13 protein-coding genes are annotated in these 15,001 nt (G+C 45.9%); 1 reads left to right on the top strand and 12 read right to left on the bottom strand.

Going from position 1 to position 15,001, the window contains the following annotated elements:
• Positions 1 to 8: 8 nt before the first annotated feature.
• The 5 genes from fliD to KO501_RS06835 form a co-directional block, all read right to left on the bottom strand.
• Positions 9 to 1,454, bottom strand: a complete 1,446-nt coding sequence (gene fliD / locus KO501_RS06855) for a flagellar filament capping protein FliD (protein ID WP_216028889.1) — start codon at positions 1,452 to 1,454, stop codon at positions 9 to 11.
• 13 nt (positions 1,455 to 1,467) lie between these two features.
• Complete coding sequence (locus KO501_RS18305; RefSeq protein ID WP_216028888.1) at positions 1,468 to 1,914, bottom strand: flagellar protein FlaG; 447 nt, start codon at positions 1,912 to 1,914, stop codon at positions 1,468 to 1,470.
• An 80-nt stretch (positions 1,915 to 1,994) separates the two neighbouring features.
• The gene (locus KO501_RS06845; RefSeq protein WP_216028887.1) at positions 1,995 to 2,819 is read right to left on the bottom strand and encodes a flagellin; all 825 of its coding nucleotides are present in this window, start codon (positions 2,817 to 2,819) and stop codon (positions 1,995 to 1,997) included.
• A 1,228-nt stretch (positions 2,820 to 4,047) separates the two neighbouring features.
• Positions 4,048 to 4,875 (bottom strand): flagellin, encoded by an 828-nt coding sequence (locus tag KO501_RS06840; RefSeq protein ID WP_216028886.1) that lies wholly within the window; start codon positions 4,873 to 4,875, stop codon positions 4,048 to 4,050.
• 349 nt (positions 4,876 to 5,224) lie between these two features.
• Positions 5,225 to 6,064 carry a flagellin gene (locus KO501_RS06835; protein WP_216028885.1) on the bottom strand — a complete coding sequence of 280 codons (840 nt, stop codon included), beginning with the start codon at positions 6,062 to 6,064 and terminating at the stop codon, positions 5,225 to 5,227.
• Between the two features lie 221 nt (positions 6,065 to 6,285).
• Between KO501_RS06835 and KO501_RS06830 the strand changes: the two genes are divergently transcribed.
• Entirely contained in the window at positions 6,286 to 7,272 is a 987-nt protein-coding gene (locus KO501_RS06830) for a hypothetical protein (protein ID WP_216028884.1), read from the top strand.
• Here KO501_RS06830 and flgL read toward each other — a convergent pair.
• Genes flgL through KO501_RS06795 form a run of 7 tightly spaced genes read right to left on the bottom strand, consistent with a single transcriptional unit; the run spans position 7,240 to position 14,967 of the window.
• The gene (gene flgL / locus KO501_RS06825) at positions 7,240 to 8,466 is read right to left on the bottom strand and encodes a flagellar hook-associated protein FlgL (RefSeq protein WP_216028883.1); all 1,227 of its coding nucleotides are present in this window, start codon (positions 8,464 to 8,466) and stop codon (positions 7,240 to 7,242) included. The two genes, KO501_RS06830 and flgL, sit on opposite strands and share 33 nt — an antisense overlap.
• 8 nt (positions 8,467 to 8,474) lie before the next feature.
• Positions 8,475 to 10,592, bottom strand: a complete 2,118-nt coding sequence (flgK, locus tag KO501_RS06820; RefSeq protein WP_216028882.1) for a flagellar hook-associated protein FlgK — start codon at positions 10,590 to 10,592, stop codon at positions 8,475 to 8,477.
• A 28-nt stretch (positions 10,593 to 10,620) separates the two neighbouring features.
• A complete protein-coding gene (gene flgJ / locus KO501_RS06815; protein ID WP_216028881.1) occupies positions 10,621 to 11,574 on the bottom strand; it encodes a flagellar assembly peptidoglycan hydrolase FlgJ in 954 nt (317 codons plus the stop codon).
• A complete protein-coding gene (locus KO501_RS06810) occupies positions 11,574 to 12,686 on the bottom strand; it encodes a flagellar basal body P-ring protein FlgI (protein ID WP_216028880.1) in 1,113 nt (370 codons plus the stop codon). Before KO501_RS06810 ends, flgJ begins: the two co-directional genes overlap by 1 nt.
• 9 nt (positions 12,687 to 12,695) lie before the next feature.
• A complete protein-coding gene (gene flgH, locus KO501_RS06805; RefSeq protein WP_216028879.1) occupies positions 12,696 to 13,376 on the bottom strand; it encodes a flagellar basal body L-ring protein FlgH in 681 nt (226 codons plus the stop codon).
• Between the two features lie 11 nt (positions 13,377 to 13,387).
• Positions 13,388 to 14,176: a flagellar basal-body rod protein FlgG gene (flgG, locus tag KO501_RS06800; protein ID WP_216028878.1), complete on the bottom strand. Its 789-nt coding sequence runs from the start codon at positions 14,174 to 14,176 to the stop codon at positions 13,388 to 13,390.
• Between the two features lie 47 nt (positions 14,177 to 14,223).
• Positions 14,224 to 14,967: a flagellar basal body rod protein FlgF gene (locus KO501_RS06795; protein WP_216028877.1), complete on the bottom strand. Its 744-nt coding sequence runs from the start codon at positions 14,965 to 14,967 to the stop codon at positions 14,224 to 14,226.
• Positions 14,968 to 15,001 lie beyond the last annotated feature (34 nt).

Raw genomic sequence — 15,001 nt, 5'->3', positions numbered from 1 at the left:
CTCCTAACTTATCCTAAGGTAGCCAGCAGCGCTGAACTGGTTGAATTTAATTGAGCAACAGTTTGGTCAAGATTCAAATATTTGTCTCGCAGAACTTGCTCATAGCTGGCCATGCGCAGTTCGAGGGTTTCACGATCATCATAAATCTCTTCGCGATTATCTTTCGCGGCATTCTCTCTGAGTGTGATTAAGCCACTGTAGGAAACATATTGTTCAGCAAATTCGTAAAGACGAGTGGCAATACCTTCATTTTCATCCGTAAAGAGCTTTGAGATTTCATCAAAATTATCTTCTAAGGCATCTTCTAGACGCTCTTCACCGGTGCCTAGCCCGAAATCAGAACTCCCGATCTCAAGTTCGCCATCGGAATTCAGTTCTACACCAAGTTGAAACAAACCGCCTAATGCCGAAGAAGAAACATTCGTCCCCACGATAGACGCCATACCCGTCATGATCCCCCGCATTAACGAATCTCCGGCGAGGGCGCCATCTTCTTCCAACTCCGACTCACCGTAGCGAGTAAGGGTGCTAAGTTCGCTCATCACGCTGTTGTACGTATCTACGAAATCGCGAATTTTGGTTTCCAAGCCTTCCTTGTCATACCCGATTTCCAGCGTAGAGGTTTGAAAAGAAATGCCATCTGCCGCCAATGGCGATACACGCTCAGCTTCAAACGACACATTCTGAATGGTATTTTCAAATTCGTTAGAGTTGCTTTCTACCACGATGCCGTCAATGGTTGCCCGGGCATTCGTCGCAGAGGAAATATTGCTGTCAGAAATTAGCCCTAAAGGACTAGAGCTTGATGTGGCGAGACGATTTAATTCGGCAACTCCGGTGTCATTAACAATTTCTAAATCATTGCCTGTACCGGTGACCTCAGAAGTAAAAACAAGTCTTGGACCGGCAGAGGTGCCTGTCTCGATAATGTTGGCATTCACGCCAAAGTTATTTTCGCTGTCATTGATGGCTTCACGCAATTGCGCTAGTGTCATCCCTGCTGCTACGTCAATGGTAAAGGAGTCGCCGGTGGTACCGACATTAAAGGTCAATGAACCTGTACCTGAAGATAAGATAGCATCACTAGAATCAGAAAAAGCACCGTCATCAGTAACGACACGACTGCCCTCTGCAAGTTGCTCAACAGCAATTTCATAGCTACCTCTAAGCGCAGAGTTTGACGCTTCAGCGGTAATGTTTTCAAAATCTTCATCAGGATTGGTAATGGTTGGCTCACGGCCATTGATGTCTGCATCTGTTCGCAATTCATCTACGGCGTCCTGAAAATCAGACAACACTGATTTCACTTGCCCTAGACCAGATATTTCGGCTTCAACCTGCTCTTCACGCTCGTTTAACGCCTCTTCTTTTGGCGTACGTTCAGCATCGAGTAATTGCGTGACCAGATCGTCAAGCGCAAGTCCCGAACCAACACCTAACGATTGAATAGTCATTTACTTACCTCATTTACACTTTGTTGTTTACAAGCATCCCCACACTACTGCCTATGTCTTCCTGCAAATTCTTAATTCGTTCAGCGAGTCGTAATACCTCGTCTGTGGGAATCTGCCGAATAACATCACCGGATGCGGAATCTTTTACCGTCACGACTGAGCGATTAGTTTCTTCATCTACTGAAAACGCCAAATTGCGATTTTGTACTTGAAGAAAACTCTCTACTTCCCGAGTAGCAGCCTCAATATCGGACTGTTCTTGCTGCTCTGTGATTACGTTATCGACCGTTTGCTCGGGTACTTGAGCATTTTGTGCAGAATCTCTGTCACTTTCAAACGCCGTATTGTTATCGCCATTATCTTTATCAATGGGAGCAACAACTGGCTTTTGTTGTAACGGTACGTCGTTAATCGGAGTAGCAGCAAAATTTTGGCCAACTTGTAAGTTTGAGATATCCACAGTTACCTCCTTATCTCAAAGAGAATACGGGGAAGCACCAAACCTCACGCTTCCCTATACCTTTTAAGTCTTAACTGACTTTATCCTAGCAAAGATAATGCAGCTTGGGGACGCTGATTCGCTTGGCTTAGCACAGATATAGATGCTTGCTGGATAATTTGATTACGTGTCAGTTCGGCTGTTTCAGACGCAAAGTCGGTATCACGAATACGAGAACGAGCCTGAGACAAGTTTTCAGAGATACTGCTTAGGTTACGAATGGTTGATTGGAAGCGGTTTTGTAAAGCACCTAGATCGGCACGCACACCACCAATGGCAGACATAGCGTTATCGATAGCACCAAGTGCGGCACTAGCGTCTGTGGCGGTGGCGATTGTCAACGAACCAACACCTAAACCCGAAGCGCCAAAACCACCCGTACGAGACAAGTTGATACTAATAGACTGTCCAGCATTTGCCCCAACAAGAAAGGTCGCGGAGTAATTACCTTTAAGTAAGTCAACACCACCAAACTGCGTATCCGTAGAAATACGGGAAATCTCTGTTTGTAAGGCTGCTACCTCTTTTTGCAGTGCGGCACGGTCTGCCGAACTGTTGATCCCACTTTGCGACTGTACCGCTAACTGACGGATACGTTGCAAACTTGTGGTCACCTCTGCAAGGGCACCTTCTGATGTTTGCGCCAAAGAAATGGCATCGTTGGCATTTCGTACAGCCTGATTCAAACCTTCAACCTGGGTAGTCAGACGATCAGAAATTTGCAAACCGGCAGCATCATCGGCAGCACTGTTAATTCGAAAGCCAGATGACAATCTTTCGAACGACGTGTTTAGCTTATTGCTTACATCATAAAGCTGACGCTGTGCGTTCAGAGAAGAAGCATTAGTATTTACATATAAAGACATTAGAATACCTCCTAGGGAATCGATGTAACTTACGTTACAGTCAATACCTTCCAGTTCAGACTTGCTGGGTCACTACGCCAACAAGCCCCTCATTGATAATGCTTAACAGCATCACATTTAAGTAATTAAATTACCCCTCAACAATAGTTATCGACCATTCCTTGAGTACCTTTAGCTTTTTTTCGAAAAAAAATTCAAAAAACGTATAACCCACTGTATTAAAAGAGATATTTTTTAACTTTTTAGGATGGAATGATTAAATAGCACTGGAAAAGTTTGTCTTTTCTATTTTCAATGGAGAAATTTCGTGCAAAATGTTCAGGTATGAAAACCTCGTTCAATGTATTGTTCTAAATACCATTGAAGTCAGTGCCAACTATTTGGCACGTTTTTTTGGCATAGGATATGCTTAAGTTTGAATAGCGTGAGATTGAGCAGGTTGTTTCGGCATAAAAATAAAAAAGGCCGGAACAGACGTCCCGGCCAATTTTGCTCACGTTAGGAGTTAGAGCAAAACTTTAAAATGTTTCCAGTCGGCTGGCAGGATAATTAGTAGAAATAACTGGCCTCTCAACCACTCTTCTACCTCTCAGTCCTGTTAGCCGGCGTTTTATTTCACCAGTCCCCCGCTAGGGGTACCTGGTTTGGGCGGCCTCTCAACTCCTTCCCATATTTCAGTGTAATACATTTCCCAAATTTATCCGCTTTACGACACACTTTATTAAAATAATCCTTCACGGATGGTTATAGGGTGTGCCTCTACCGGTAAAAGCGACGGTTATGATGGGAGAAAGTTGCCGCTTGCATGGCATAACTTCGTTTCCTACCTGCGCTACTTTGCCGCTTTTTTGGAAAATTGTAATGTATCAAGCAGTTGAAGATAATCTTGCTCGTACTTACCGAATCCAAAATTATGCTTTCCTAACCCGCTGCCTAAATACAGACACCTAAGGCGTCATTAAATTAACTTTGCATACCGTGGACAACTTTAAAAATTTGGCACACGCTATGCTTATTATTGTGTGTTGGTGTTAAAACATTGACACTTCCGGGTCACTCCCGGATTTCCGGGCAAAGCTTGCTTTGCTCTAGCTGACGGGCGGGTATGTTGTTCCAGACCTCATACCTCTCACTACCTCCTGGCTTCATTCCTGCCAGTCAGCGCCCCGCCTTTTTTGCCTTCGTCTTATTATTTATGCCTTAGACCGGTGTGTCTTAATGCTAAGTATTACTGCAGTAAACTCAATGCCGCCTGAGGACGTTGGTTTGCTTGGCTTAACACAGTAGTACTGGCTTGTTGCAATATTTGATTACGTGTCAAGGTGGCTGTTTCTGTCGCAAAATCCGTATCTCTAATACGAGAGCGAGCAGCAGACACGTTTTCAGAAATATTAGATAAGTTACGAATAGTAGACTGAAAACGGTTTTGAATAGCACCGAGGTCCGCCCGTTTAGCATCAACAATGGAAATTGCTGAGTCCACAGCGGTTAATGCTGCAGAAGCCAAATCTTCGGTCAGTACTGAAGTATCGCTAGTGCCTGTCAGTCCAACAAATCCAAATCCATTTTCTCGTGAAATATTGACACCAATGGTTTGGCCCGCATTCGCACCGACCAAAAACGATGATGAAAAACTTCCATTAAGTATATCTACACCACCAAACTGGGTGGTCGATGCAATTCGAGAAATTTCTGTTTTAAGGGCTGACACTTCTTTTTGTAGCGCCAGACGGTCGGCAGAAGAGTTAATGCCGTTCTGGGATTGAATAGCCAGTACACGAATACGCTGCAATGCAGTGGTGATTTCTTGCATTGCGCCTTCTGCGGTTTGTGCAAGTGAAATACCATCGTTAGCATTTCTTACCGCCTGATCAAGCCCCATTATTTGGGATGTCATACGATCAGAAATTTGTAAGCCGGCGGCATCATCAGCGGCACTATTGATACGAAACCCTGACGATAAACGCTCGAAAGCAGTATCTAAGCTATTGCTTGTATTAAACAGTTGACGCTGTGCATTTAAAGACGACACATTAGTATTTACAAATAAACTCATTTCTCTATCTCCTAACGATATGGATTACGTCACTATTTTTGTTTTTAACGTGACATAGCATTTTTGCTTATTATTGTTTTTATTAGCTTTTTAAGGTGCTGAATTTGATTTTATTAGTTTCAGCCCCCGTTGCTTTATGTATCGTACGGACAGACAAAATCCTTTAGGTATTTTTTCCAATTTTTGTCATATCTCAGGCAAAAATTAGTTATTCGTTGTTTTTCCTAAAGAAAAGCCGGACAACTTGTCCGGCTTTTTTGATGTTTATTTTAGGGTAAGCGTCAATTTATGCGCTTTAGAACCTCAGAGTCACTACCTCCCGGCTTCATTCCCGGTGTTAGTTGAGCGATTAGCCCAATAACTGAAGTGCCGACTGTGGACGCTGATTGGCCTGAGACAATACTGTCGTACTTGCCTGCTGGATAATCTGGTTACGTGTCAATTCGGCAGTCTCAGCAGCAAAGTCGGTATCACGGATACGTGAACGCGCAGCTGAAACGTTTTCAGAAATGCTACTTAAGTTACGAATAGTTGATTGGAAACGGTTTTGCAATGCACCGAGGTCAGCACGCACGCCACCAATGGCAGAAATAGCACCATCAACCACGCCTAATAGTGATGAAGCACTTGCCACATCGGCAACGGTACCGCCGGTTAGGCCTAAGCCACCAGCACTAAAGCCGTTAAGTCCAGCCAGGTTAGTAGCAGACAGGTTTACAGAGATTGTTTGACCTGCGTTTGCACCCACCAAAAACTGAGCAGAAAAACCACCCGTTAAGATATCGACGCCGTTGAATTGCGAATCAGTGGAAATTCGCGTAATTTCAGTGGCCAATGCAGATACTTCTTTTTGCAGTGCTAAACGGTCAGCAGAGCTGTTGATACCGTTTTGAGATTGTACCGCCAACTGACGAATACGCTGCAACGCGGTGGTGGTTTCATCCAATGCGCCTTCCGCTGTTTGCGACAGTGAGATCGCATCGTTAGCGTTACGAACGGCTTGGTCTAAACCTTGGATTTGGGATGTCATACGGTCTGTAATTTGTAGACCGGCAGCATCATCTTTTGCGCTGTTAATCCGGAAACCAGACGACAGACGCTCAAATGAAGTGCCTAAGGAATTGCTAACGTCGAATAACTGACGTTGAGCGTTCAATGCAGACACATTGGTATTAACGTACAAAGACATAAGTCTCTCCTACACTCTCAGTCCAGCAGGGCTGGCTGCCGGAACTTCCGGCGATTACAATTAGTAGTCACCATAACCTGAGGGGTAAATGATGAACTGGCTCTCTCGAATTTTATATCGACTGTTTGCCACATCCCTTTAATATAAATTCACTTAATTGCCGGTAAGCGGCATTTAATTGCCGCATAAATACACTTAACACATTGGTTTTCAGGTAAATTATGAAACAAGAAAAATTTCTTAAATTGCAGGCAATACATAGAATATCTGGGCGGGCTAGCCACGCCGCCTTCACGGATCTGACGTATTACCAAGACCAATTGTTGTGTTGTTACCGCATTGCAAGTAATCACATCAGTGGCGACGGCCATATCGAAATTGCACGCCTAACCCCTCAGGCAAAGGTTGTGCAACGAGAACGCATTCACCTACCTAATGCGGATCTTCGGGATCCAAAACTATCAGTGGATGGCAACGGCCGACTGTGGCTTATGGCTTTTGCTCGTTTTCGCGCCGTGGATAACCAACATGGCTACACAAAAATGCTGAGCTGGTTTTCTGATAATGGCTTGTCATGGTCTTCTGCCCACCCTTTTGGCGACAATCACTGGTGGCTATGGCGTATTGCCTGGCTGGACAACCAAGCGTTTGGCTTGGCCTATCATCGCCCACTACAGCAATTAGATCTCTGTATTGGCCATCCTCATAGGCAAATGTTCAGGCAATCCAAGCCGGCTATGAGCTTGAAGCGAGACAACTTAGGTTATCCTAACGAGAGCGCACTACTATTTGGTAAAAGAAAGGAGATTTACGGGTTGGTGAGGCGAGATGCCGATACCTTTAGTGCCCAATTAGGGGTAAGTAAGCCACCCTATACATCCTGGCACTGGCAAGACTTAAACACCTATATTGGTGGCCCTGCAATGATACGCTTAACCGAGAAATCGGCATTAGTGGCAGGGCGAAATTGGACAGGCTGTGAGTTCAAAACCCAACTATGGTTACTCGACTTAGATACCGCCAAACTCACACCTCTTTACACTCTACCGAGCGCAAAAGACAATAGCTATCCCGGTTTAGTGATACAAGGTGATATCTTGTATGTGTCTTACTATTCAGGACACTGTGATAATCAAACCCGAGTTTACCTAGCGTGTATAACCGGTATTAAAAAATTATGTAATATAATTGAACAAGGAAAGGTTTGAGACTTTAGGAAATGTTGCCAATGCCGCGCTCAATGCGGCTTCTTGTTTAGCAAACTCTGCAGAGGCCTCAGCGTAATCTGTCTCCTCAATGGAGGCACGGGCATCTTTAGCTGCAATTTCTAAATCAAGGTTAGTGCCGTATATCGACTCGGCAACATTCAGCCGCCCGCCCAAAGAAGAACGTTCAAGCCGTATTTTCTCCATACCATTGTCTAATCCCACCAGCGCATCACTCAGGGCTTCGGTAAGCGCATCGCCAGTAAGAGAATCATTGATAAGCTGATTTGCAATATCGTTGAGGGTTTCTGCTACATTCTTCTTTTCTGGCTCCCGTAGACTAAAATCCACCGTGTCTCCCGGTACACCGGTTACGGTGTAAGACATCCCTTCAATGGTAAAAGGTTCACCAGACACAAACGCGGCCTCTCCAACTATGGCACCGGTTCCTATGTTACTTAGTTGCACCTGCCCGGTACTCAGTATTTGCAGCTGAAAATCGTTATTCGATGAGGTCCCGCCATCATAATATTGATTAAAAAATGTATCAAAGGTACCTTGCTCTTCTACCTTAGCCGCTTCAACGGTTGCCCCTGTACTGCCGGTAAGATCAAAATTAAACCGTGCTAGCACATTTTCAAACACATCCTGGCCTGAAGAACTACGTTGTACCGTCACACTGTCAGATAAAGAGACTTCTGTCGTCCCCGTATCGCCATTAAAAGAAATAGCGTTACCGGTTGCGGAAGGGTTAAAGGTAAAAGCTTGCTGCTGAGATTGGTGACCAGAATAGATGTAATTCCCCCCTGCATCTTGCGTATTCATGAGATCCAAGACCTCATTGCGTATCTGTTCTAATTCAACGCCAATGGCACGCTGGTCTTCATCTGACATGATCCCCGAGCCGGCCTGAACAATGAGTGTTCTGGCACTTGCTAGAGACGCATTGATATTATTGAGAACGGTATCTTGTTGCTCTAACGCGTTAGTCAGTAAGTCGTTATTACGTTGATATTGGGATAATTTGTCCAGTTGCTCAGTAATACGGATCACACTGGCAGCCCCCACAGGATCATCGCTTGGACGATTTATTTGCTTGCCCGTGGACAAGGCTTCCTGGGTTTGGGACATGTCTTTTTGATTATCCATGATGGCACGGATATTCTGGTCATAAATCTGATTCGTTGTGATCCGCATGATTTATCTTACCTCGCTGCTGCCAGAATCGTATCAAACAATTCTTGTGCCGTAGTTAATATACGAGCTGCGGCGGCATAAGTTTGTTGGTAGCGCACTAAATTTGCCGCTTCTTCATCTAGGCTGACCCCAGATGTACTATCAAACCAATTTTCCGACTGTACTTTCATCGCTTCGGCAGCATCCAATGAAATCTGTGCTGTCGCCGAACTTTCTCCCACCCGACCGACTAATGAGGAATAGGCATCATGAAACGTTCGCAGCTGATTTGCATTGTCACTACTCAGTTGTACCATGCCCTCTTTTTGCAATTCGGCCAAATTCAATGCATTCGCATTATCTGCCACGCCATTAGTATTATAGCTAATGCTAAAGGTATCACCGGCAACGGGCACACCGCTTAAACTTAAGTCATAACCTGGATAGTCATCAAGGGCACTAAACGCCGCCGGCCAAGCTGGGCTGGAGCCAGTGGTTTTAGCTTGACTCAGTAAGTTTTCGTAACTACTTGCACCACTGACTTCGGTAATCAAATTGCCCGCACTATCAAGCACAGAAAACTCGCTGGAAGAACTAAAGACAATCTGCGCTGGAGCCCCCACTGTACCTCCAGGGGCACTACTGGCATCGTGAATATCGCCGGCACCATCAAACGCTGAGGCATCACTACCAAGGGTACTGTCCACCACTGTGTTTGAAATTTGTATGCCACTTACTTTGGCATCGCCAAGATTGCCAATATCAGCATCGGCTCTAAGTGGAGACGCAAAGGCTAAGTCTTCAGGACGTTGTGTCGCTAGGGTTAAATCTGATGCTGCAAATTTTGTTGGCTGTATCAAAAATTCGTTACCGGCATCGTAGCTGGCGACACTGTTAAACTCTATTTCAATACCACCGGGTAATTCATTAAAACCACTTCCTACACTGATGCCGGTATATTCCACGTCATTACCCTGGGCATCTTGCTTTGGCGTTCCATCACTGTTTAATAACGTGAGGGTAACGGATGTAGGAAAGTTACTGCCGTCTACTGATTCTATGGTCACCTTATAATCGGCATCGGTAATTTGATCCCCTTGCCCCGGGGTTAACCGAGCAGCAACCGGCAAATCATCCGGGGTGCCCTCAAAGTTCAACCCAGCAAAGGTGGGGAGTGTGAAAATATCACCGCCGAGTTGTAAATCTAAATCCATACCAAGATGGTTTTGGGTATTGACTGCATCGGCCATAGCCAGTGCCATTTGACCTATATCCCGCTGTGCAGGGCCTAGAATTTCATCACGAAAGCGAAACAGCCCGCCCAAGGTTCCACCGAGGCTATCTTCGGCAATGTTTAAACTGGTATTTTCTTTATTTTCAAAGGCGGTGGTTAATTGCAGTTCTTTGAAAGTAAGATCCGCGTCGTTACCTAATTCGAATAAATTAAATGAGCCATCTTCCAAAACCAAAGATTCACCGGAAGACAAATTAACCACCACAGCGCCATATTGGTTTTCACGAACTTCCACTGACATCAATTCAGCTAGTTCATTAATGGCTTTATCCCGTTGATTCAATAAAACCGAAGGCTCATTATCACTTCCGCCCTTCGCTGTTAGTACCGCAGAATTCAGTTCTCCAATACTTTTTATCAAGCTATTTGCATGTTCAACTTCGCTGGTAAACTGAAGGTTTAACTCTTCTTCTTTCGCTTCCATGAATTCCGACAAAGTTTGCATTCTAGAAAGCAACCCTGTGGCTTCGCCAAGCACCGCTTCTCTGGAAGCAAGGTTGGTGGGATCATCGGCAGCCGTTTGCATTGAGGCGAAAAACTGACTTAAACCATCGGCAATAGAATTCGCTTCACTGGCCAACAAATTGTCCAACGACGAGGTTTTCTCCACGAACGTTTCTAACTCACCTACCGAGGTAATATCTCGACGTAGTTGGTTTTGCGCAAAGATACTGATTACTCGTTCTGTTGTCCCTTGGCCTACCCCACCGAGCGTACTGCTTTCAAAAACAGTTTGTTCTCGAACATACCCATCTGTATTCACATTAGCGATATTGTTCGATGTGGTATTCAGTAACTGGCTACTCGCGTTCACGCCGGTTTTAGCGATATTGAACAGATCGGTTCTAATCATGAGTGTGGTCTCCCGCTAACACAGTTATTCACGGCTGATACCCCTGAACCGTTTCGCTACGGTATACCGCCATCACTTTCTCTGCATACTGAGGGTCGGTGGCATAACCGGCTTGCTGAAGAGCTTGAAAATATTGCTGAGTGTCGTCTTTTGCCGCAATGGCTTGTTGGTAACGAGGTTGGGATTGTACGAAGTTAACATAATCGGCTAGACCACTTTCTAAGGTTGGGTACTGTCTAAAAGCGGCTTTTCGTCTTTCAGGCACCCCTTGATCAAATTCGATGGTATCCACCACCGCTTGTTCACCTTGCCAGCGTGTATCCGCTTTTATTCCAAATAGATTATTTGTGCTGTTACCGGCACCATCATGGATAACATAGCGTCCCCATCCCGTTTCCACTGCAGCTTGGGCAATGATTGCTTTAGCATCTGTACCTAAGGTATCGGCAGCTTTTTGTGCATACGGGTAAAGGGCTTCAACAAACGCTTGGGGACTATCGAACATGGCGTCTTTATATGCAGATAAAGTCCCTTTGGAAGACGACCCTAGCATGGCGTCCTGGGCGATATTTCGCTGTTGTTCTACCTGTCGGTTAAGAGACGGCAAATTCCCGTCAGCTCGAATTGTGCTGGCGGGCTGATAGTTCGGATCTTGTTGTCCAAGCTGTTTAACAATTAAATCGGCCAAACCCATACCACCATTACTGGACAAATCTACCGCCAATTGCTGATCGTGCATATCACGATAAAACTTAACTTGTTCAGAATTAAATGGACTATCTTCATCTGCCAGCGCATCTTGCGCTTTGCGCATAGATTTAAGCATCATTTGCACAAAGATGGCTTCAAACTGTTGTGCCGCTTCTTGCAGTACCTTGCCATCACCTTTAGCAATAGCTTCGCGCAAATTATTCAGCCCGCCAATATCATTGACGTTACGGGCCATTTCAAGCTGGCTTTGGGCGGTGTTTTGCATATCCATTAGATAATTACCAATTCGCCGCGTAAGGCACCGGCCTGACGCAAAGCTTCTAATATTGCCATGAGATCACCAGGCGCGGCGCCCACCTCATTGACGGCCCGAACAAGCTGATCAAGGGTAGCGCCAGGTTCAAATTTGAACATTCTGCTGTCGGCCATATCCACATCCACAATGGACTGGGTGGTGACTACCGTATCCCCATCAGCCAGTGCATTGGGCTGGGAAACCTGCTGATTCTCGGAGATGGTGACAGTGAGCCCGCCGTGGGTAATAGCTGCAGGCAATAAACGCACATTCTGACCAATTACAATGGTACCGGTGCGGCTGTTAATCACCACTCTTGCGGGTGCATCTGCCGGTTCAAAATCAAAGTTTTCCACCGTCGCTAAAAAGCCCACTCGTTGACCTACATCCCGGGGCGCAGTGACGCGAACTGACGCCGCATCGATGGGCGTTGCAATGGTATAGCCTTGCTCTGGCTGAGCGCCAAGACGTTGGTTAATTGTATCGGCCAAGCGTTTTGCTGTGGAAAAATCAGGGTAATGTAGATTAAGAGTCAAACTATCGCCGTTGGCGAAACCCGATGGCACCGCTTGTTCTACAAAGGCGCCATTAGGAATACGCCCCACTGTGGGTGTATTCACAACAATCCGTGAACCATCGCCGCCCTGGGCACCAAAACCACTCACCACAAGGCTTCCTTGCGCTACCGCGTAGACTTTACCGTCAACACCCCGTAAGAAGGTTTGTAGTAACGTTCCGCCCTGTAAACTACTTGCCTCCCCTACGGAAGACACCGTAACATCAATGGTCTGACCGGGTTTAATAAAGGCGGGCAATTCCGCATGCACGGCAACCGCGGCTACGTTTTTGATTTTTGGCTTGGTACCAGGGTCAAGACTGATACCAAAATTACTTAACATGGTGCGAAAACTCTGCTCGGTAAACGGACTTTGCTCACCGGTTCCCGGTAACCCAACAACCAGGCCATAGCCTACTAATTGGTTACTTCTCACCCCTTGTATACTTGCCACATCTTTAATGCGCTGGGCAGAGGAAAAAGCAGAAAAGCTTAATGCCAGCAACACGATGATTGTTTTTAGCACAGACATAACCCTCTCCTAGAATGGCCAAACTTCAGAGGTGAAAAAGCGGGTAAGCCAGCCTTTTTCCTGAGCGCGGGCAAAGCTGCCAGTGCCGCTATACTGAATACGGGCATTAGCAATTTTTGTAGATACGATTTCATTTTCAGGGCTGATGTCCGCAGGGCGGATAATGCCTGTCAGACGAATATATTCGTCACCGTGGTTTAACGTCAGCCACTTTTCACCGCGGATCACCAAGTTTTGATTCGCCATCACATCCACCACAGTAACGGAAATAGCACCGGATAAACTGTTGCTTTGATTTGCCGTAGCGTCACCGGTGAATTCATTGGTCGAGTCAATTCCTAATTGAATAGATTGACCACCAATATTAATACCATTGCCACCTAAGCCTGTGATTGGCTGCAGATCAATACCTGTTTCTTTGGTGGTTTCAGTATTCGCTGATTTGGTTGCAGCGGTATTTTCACTTAACGTCACCGTGATAATGTCGCCGACACGACGAGCCGTGACATCGGAATACAGGCTATTGGCCATATAAGGACGAAATAGTGCCCCATCTTCGGCAATCTGTTCTCGGGGAATATCAGGGATCACAGGGGCAAAAGCCGGATCGTTGGCCTGCACTGGAGGTTGGGATGTGCTGGCACACCCCGTTATCAATATCCAGCCTGCTATTACAATGATATTCCGCATCACATCACCCATTAAAGTTGCTGAATTACCTGGCCAAGCATCTGATCAACAGACGAGATAACCTTGGAATTCATTTCGTACAAGCGCTGACTTTCAATGAGGTTGACCAATTCTTCGGTCACATTCACATTGGAGGTTTCCAGCGTGCCTTGGGCAATGGTTCCTAACCCTTCTAATCCTGGCACACCTTCAATGGGAGCACCGCTTGATGCAGTTTCAACATACAGGTTTTGCCCTGTGGGTTGTAACCCCGTTGGGTTTACAAAATCTGCGAGGTTAAGCTGCCCTAATACTTGGGGCTCTGCTTCCCCCCGCACTGTGGCAGACACTTCACCATCCTGAGAGATCGTTATTTGCTGGGCATCTTCAGGAACCGTGATTTCTGGCTGGAGCAAAAAGCCCGCGCCGGAGGTCACGATTTGGCCTTCATCGTTCATGGTAAACTGACCATTACGACTGTAAGCAATGGATCCATCAGGCTGTAGAATTTCAAAATACCCACGCCCTTGAATAGACATATCTAAAGCATTGTCTGTGGTCAGCAAATTCCCTTGAGTGTGGGCTTTTTGGGTAGCCACCACTTTAGAACCTGAGCCTAACATAAGTCCCGACGGCAATTCTGTGTCTGCCGATGAGCGACCACCAGGCTGATTAATATTCTGATAAAGTAGATCTTCAAAGATCGCTCTGTCTTTTTTAAAGCCCACCGTTGAGGCGTTGGCCAGGTTATTTGATACCACTGCCACATCAGTTTGTGCAGCGTCTAAACCTGTTTTACTTATCCATAGTGCTGGATGCATATGAACCTCCTAACGTCCCCAGTATTGAGGATCGTGACATAATGTAATTAAATAATGCGCAATAGTGCATTGCCGCGGGTTGACAGTTCATCGGCCTTTTTCATCAGCTTTACCTGCATTTCATAGTGCCGTTGTAAGCTCATCATATTGACCATCTCATCCACCGCATTAACGTTAGAGCCTTCCAACATACCGGTGCGTACGCTAACGTTGATATCAGCCACGGCAATAGACCCGTCTTTGGTGCGGAATAAACCATCGTAACCTTTCTCTAAGTTGGCAAGGTCAGGGTTCACTAACTTCAACCTTCCCACTTCTTCTGACACATTTTCTGGCGCCCCAACAGGTCGCGTGGAAATCGTACCGTCTTGGGAAATATTTAAATTGTCCAAGGGTACCGGCAAATAAATCGGCCCGTTGTCGCCCATGGCCATATTGCCGTGCATATCCGTTAGCATACCGTTTGGTCCGAGCTGAAAACTGCCATCACGACTATAAGCTTCTTGACCGTCGGGAGTTTGCATGGCAAACCAGCCATCCCCTTGGATTGCTACGTCAAGATCTCGATTAGTTTGGATCATGGCCCCAGATTCATAATTACTGGCGGGACTTTCAGTCATTGAAAACACTCGAGTCGGCAAACCTTCGCCGTATGCCGGCATCGCTCTTGCCTGTTCCAGTTGAGCCCGAAAACCCGACGTCTGGGCATTCGCCAGATTATTGGCGCGTACACCCGTGGCCAACAGGTCTTGTTTGGCGCCGCTTGCAGCAATATAGAGTAATTTATCCATGACTGACTTTTGACGTTTTATTGAACTTATCAAT

Origin of the sequence: Alteromonas sp. C1M14, from assembly GCF_018860965.1 — a bacterium.
Taxonomy (GTDB): Bacteria; Pseudomonadota; Gammaproteobacteria; order Enterobacterales; family Alteromonadaceae; genus Alteromonas.
The sequence above is the reverse complement of the archived record's forward strand: the minus strand, read 5'-3'. Positions and strand labels throughout refer to the sequence as shown.

What these genes read in the sequence shown, in the direction of transcription:
- fliD (WP_216028889.1), bottom strand. Translation starts at nt 1,454, where the DNA reads ATGACTATTCAATCGTTAGGTGTTGGTTCGGGACTTGCGCTTGACGAT.
- KO501_RS06845 (WP_216028887.1), bottom strand. Translation starts at nt 2,819, where the DNA reads ATGTCTTTATATGTAAATACTAATGCTTCTTCTCTGAACGCACAGCGT.
- KO501_RS06840 (WP_216028886.1), bottom strand. Translation starts at nt 4,875, where the DNA reads ATGAGTTTATTTGTAAATACTAATGTGTCGTCTTTAAATGCACAGCGT.
- KO501_RS06835 (WP_216028885.1), bottom strand. Translation starts at nt 6,064, where the DNA reads ATGTCTTTGTACGTTAATACCAATGTGTCTGCATTGAACGCTCAACGT.
- KO501_RS06830 (WP_216028884.1), top strand. Translation starts at nt 6,286, where the DNA reads ATGAAACAAGAAAAATTTCTTAAATTGCAGGCAATACATAGAATATCT.
- flgL (WP_216028883.1), bottom strand. Translation starts at nt 8,466, where the DNA reads ATGCGGATCACAACGAATCAGATTTATGACCAGAATATCCGTGCCATC.
- flgK (WP_216028882.1), bottom strand. Translation starts at nt 10,592, where the DNA reads ATGATTAGAACCGATCTGTTCAATATCGCTAAAACCGGCGTGAACGCG.
- flgJ (WP_216028881.1), bottom strand. Translation starts at nt 11,574, where the DNA reads ATGGATATGCAAAACACCGCCCAAAGCCAGCTTGAAATGGCCCGTAAC.
- KO501_RS06810 (WP_216028880.1), bottom strand. Translation starts at nt 12,686, where the DNA reads ATGTCTGTGCTAAAAACAATCATCGTGTTGCTGGCATTAAGCTTTTCT.
- flgH (WP_216028879.1), bottom strand. Translation starts at nt 13,376, where the DNA reads ATGCGGAATATCATTGTAATAGCAGGCTGGATATTGATAACGGGGTGT.
- flgG (WP_216028878.1), bottom strand. Translation starts at nt 14,176, where the DNA reads ATGCATCCAGCACTATGGATAAGTAAAACAGGTTTAGACGCTGCACAA.
- KO501_RS06795 (WP_216028877.1), bottom strand. Translation starts at nt 14,967, where the DNA reads ATGGATAAATTACTCTATATTGCTGCAAGCGGCGCCAAACAAGACCTG.